This window comes from Kitasatospora sp. NPDC038210 (assembly GCF_055600605.1).
Map to the genome: position 1 here is coordinate 7,109 of NZ_JBVJYK010000057.1, position 3,917 is coordinate 11,025.

Sequence of the window (3,917 nt, forward strand, 5' to 3'; positions counted from 1 at the left end):
TCGGGGTGTGCCGGTGGGCGTGCGGGTGCGGTGTGTTGTGGGTCAGGTAAGCGTGTGTCTCGCAAGCGGTGCGCAAGGGCGGCGGGGTGTGGGGGGTTGCGGGGCGTTTGCGCGGGCGCGGGTTTCATGCGGTTCGACAAGACACGCGGCCCCCACGGCCGGGTCGCTTTCCTTCTGCCTGTTCCTTGCGGGCCGGGGAGGGTGCTTGTCCGGGCCTTGTGCCGGCCCCCGTTGTCCGTCCCGCTTGCGGGCGGGGCGGGGGGCCGGTGTGCCGGTCCCGTCCTGTGGGTGTTCCGTCTTCCTGGTTCCTGCCCTTTTCGTGGCTGCCGGTCTCCGGTTCGTCGTTGTCCGTCGTCGTCCTGTTCTCGTGGTGCCTGTGCCGGGCTCGCGGGTGTGCGGACGGGACGGTCGGACAGCGGCCGGCGGCCGCGGCCGGGGGCCGGTGGGGGCGGGGCGCCGGCGGGGCGGGGTGCCGGCCCGCAGGGCTGGGGCGGGTACCGCACCCCCGGGCCCTCCCGCACACAACGAGGGACGGGCCGCAGGGTTGCGGTCCTCGGGTGTTGTCCCGGCCGGCGGTGCCTTCGGGTGCCGGCGGGCCGGCTGGTGCGCTCCGTTCCCGACAGGGGCCGGTCCGTGCACTTCGTTCCCCACATTCGACGCGTTGACAGCCGTCTGCCCTTCCCCCGGTGTGCCGTGATACGGCCCCCCGGGGGGCGGGGCCGGCGAGGAGAGGAAACGATCACCAATGTCGCAGATCCCCACCATCGAGGACCTGGCCCAGCAGCTGCAGGCGGTGTCCGGTGCGCACGAGATCGACGCCGACGCGGCGTTGCAGCACATCGCGGACGTGGACTCGCTGGACCTGATGGAGTGGCTGTACGGCTTCCAGAACCAGTACCCGCACATCCCGGCGGACGAGTCGCTGTTCGCGGACATCGACGACACCACGACGCTGCGGGTGGTCCACGAGCGGATCCTGGCGCTCGTTCCCACCGAGGGCAACTGAGGCCCCGGAGCGGGGAGAGAGGGGTCGGGTGATGAGCGGTTTCGACGTCACCGGCTGGGGGATGTTCGTGCCCGAGCGGGTGGTGACCAGTGCGGAGCTCGCGCAGCGTTTCGGTGTGGACGAGCACTGGATCGTCTCGCGGTGCGGGATCCGGGAGCGCCGTGCGGTGGGGCCCGGGCAGACCACGGCGTCGATGGCCGTGGAGGCCGGGCGCCGGGCGCTTGAGCGGGCGGGGCTGACGGGTGCGGACATCGCGCACCTGATCGTGGCGACGGCCACCCCGGAGCAGCCCTCGCCGGCGACGTCGGCGTTCGTCCACGACGAGCTGGGGATCGCGGGCAGCGCACACGACGTGAACTCCGAGTGCGCGGGGTTCGTGTACGCGCTGGTGACGGCGGCGGGCCTGATGCGCATGGACCCGCGCCCGATCCTGGTGATCGGCTCGGACACCCACACCCAGACCGCGAACCCGGCCGACCGGGACCTGTCGATCCTGGTCGGTGACGGGGCCGGCGCGGTGGTGCTGACCCCCGGGCCGGTGGACCGGATCCGGGCGTGGAACCTGGGCGCGGACGGCTCCTGCAAGAACAGCCTGAAGGTCCTGGCCGGCGGCTCGCGGATGCCCACCACCGCCGAGACGGTCGCCCAGGGGCTGCACTACGCGCAGATCAACGGCAACGAGATCTACCTCAACGCCGTGCGCTACACGGTGCGCACGATCCGCGAGACGCTGGAACAGGCGAAGATCACCGCGGCCGAGGTGGACCACGTGGTGCCGCACCAGGCGAACATCCGCATCATCAACTCGGTGCTGTCCCACACCGGGATCCCCACCGACAAGCTGGTGACGAACCTGGAACGCTACGGCAACACCGCCTCGGGCTCGATCCCGATCGCGCTGGCGGAGGCCCTGGACGCCGGGCGCATCGCGGACGGCGACACCGTCCTGCTGGCCGGGTTCGGCGCGGGCATGACGTGGGGATCGGTCCTGATGACGTGGGGAGGCGTGCGATGAGCGGCAAGGACGCCTTCGGCGCACGGCCCGTGTCGCCGGTGGCGCTGGTCACCGGCGCCTCGGGCGGCCTGGGCAGCGAGCTGGCGCTGGCCCTGGACGCGGCGGGCTGCCGCGTCGCGGTCCACTACAACTCCTCGCGCGACGGTGCCCAGAAGACCGCGGCGCAGCTGACCAACGCGCACGTCCTGGTCACCGGCGACGTGGCCGACTACGGCGCGGTCACCGCGATGTACGAGGAGATCTCGGCGGCGCTGGGCCCGGTGGACGTGCTCGTCAACAACGGCGCGATCCGCAAGGACTCGCTGATGGCGATGCAGGACCCGGCGCAGTGGCGCCAGGTCATCGACACCAACCTGGTCGGCTCCTTCCACACCGCCCGGGTGTGCGTGCCGGCGATGCTGCGCGCCCGGTGGGGGCGGATCGTCAACATCGTCTCCCCGTCGGCGCTGATCGCCACGGCCGGGCAGACCGCCTACTCCGCGTCCAAGGCGGGGCTGATCGGCCTGACCCGGACGCTGGCGGCGGAGTGCGGGCGCCGGGGGGTGACGGTCAACGCCCTGTCACCCGGCTTCATGATCACCGGGATGACGGACACCCTGCCCGAACACGTCATCGCCGGCATGCGCGACAAGGTCCCGGTGCCGCGGTTCGTCACCCCGCGGGAGGTCGCCCGCTCGATCACCCTGTTCCTGGACCAGGACTGCATGACCGGGCAGGTCATCAGCATCGACTCCGGCGCCTCCATCACCTGATCACCTGAGCGGCACACCCACCCCGCCCCTCCCGGTCCCCTCCGGCCCGTCCCCCCGGGCCGGACGGGACCACCCCGGCGCCCCCGTTCCCCGGTTCCCACCCGGGCAACGGGGGCGCACCCGCTGCCCGGAGAACACACCGCCGCCGCCCTGGCCCCCGCCACCGCCACTGCACAACCCCGGCGCCCCGTTGCTCCGCTGTCCAGAGCGGCGGGTGCGCGGACGGCCCGCGGGAGACCGCCGGCCCGCCCACGGCTCCCCGGCATCCCGGCGCCGGACGGCCGGCAGACGGCGCGTCGAGGACTCCGGGGCCCCGGTTCCCGGACACCCGGCCCCGGCACCGCTGCGCCCCGGACCCCCGTCGGCCCGGCGCCCCGTTGCTCCGCTGTACCGGCCGCCCGCCACCGTGGGCACCCGGATCTCCCTGGCGCCGGACGGCCGGCGGGCGGCCGCGTCCTCGCGTTGCCGGTTCCGGGGCTCCTGCTCCTTGGACGCCCAAGCCGGCCCCGGCACCGCTGCGCCCTGAACCCCGCCGGCCCGGCGCCCCGTTGCTCCGGCAGCCCGCCCGGTAGCCCGGCGTCTGGGCACCGCTGCGCCCCGGGTCCCGTTGCTCCGGTGTTCCGGCTGCCCGGCACTGTGGGCACCGGGGTGTCCCGGCGCCGGGCGGTTGGTGCGCGACCGCCTCTTCGTCTCCCCGGCGTCCCGTCGTTCCCGGCGCCGGACGGCCGGCGGCCGGCGGGGGCTGGAAGGACTCGACGCCGCGCCACGGCGACGGACCGCCGAGCGCGCGTGCGAGGCGTTCCTGGGAGCCGTCGAGTGAGCGTCGGGCCGCGTCGACGAATCTCAAGTGTCCCTTGTGCAGGGCGGCGTGGAACGGGCGGAGCTCTTCGAGATCCGTCGGCCGGCGACCGTGGAAGAGGATGGTGAAGTCCTCGATGATCGCCTTGCTGTCGGACCCGCTCGACAGGGCTCCGTCCTGCTTGGTGGGTGACAGGTGTTCACGCACGTGCGGCCATGCCATGCCATGCCGTGCCATGGCGGCGGCCCGGCGGTTGCTCACGCGCAGCAGCGGAGGGGGGTGTGGGGGGAGGGGGGGGTAGAAGTGGGGAAGGCGGTTGTTGGGCGGGGGAACACAGGTGTCGCG

General features: G+C 73.7%; 3 protein-coding genes. All 3 read left to right on the forward strand.

Going from position 1 to position 3,917, the window contains the following annotated elements:
* The first annotated feature begins 745 nt into the window (after positions 1–745).
* The 3 genes from ACZ7KX_RS41980 to ACZ7KX_RS41990 are packed head-to-tail and all read left to right on the forward strand — an operon-like array spanning position 746 to position 2,773.
* Positions 746–1,006, forward strand: coding sequence for a hypothetical protein (locus ACZ7KX_RS41980; protein ID WP_396553106.1), 261 nt, complete (start codon positions 746–748; stop codon positions 1,004–1,006).
* Between the two features lie 31 nt (positions 1,007–1,037).
* Positions 1,038–2,021: a 3-oxoacyl-ACP synthase III family protein gene (locus ACZ7KX_RS41985; protein WP_350519293.1), complete on the forward strand. Its 984-nt coding sequence runs from the start codon at positions 1,038–1,040 to the stop codon at positions 2,019–2,021.
* Positions 2,018–2,773 (forward strand): SDR family oxidoreductase, encoded by a 756-nt coding sequence (locus ACZ7KX_RS41990; RefSeq protein WP_396553108.1) that lies wholly within the window; start codon positions 2,018–2,020, stop codon positions 2,771–2,773. Before ACZ7KX_RS41985 ends, ACZ7KX_RS41990 begins: the two co-directional genes overlap by 4 nt.
* Positions 2,774–3,917: the final 1,144 nt, after the last annotated feature.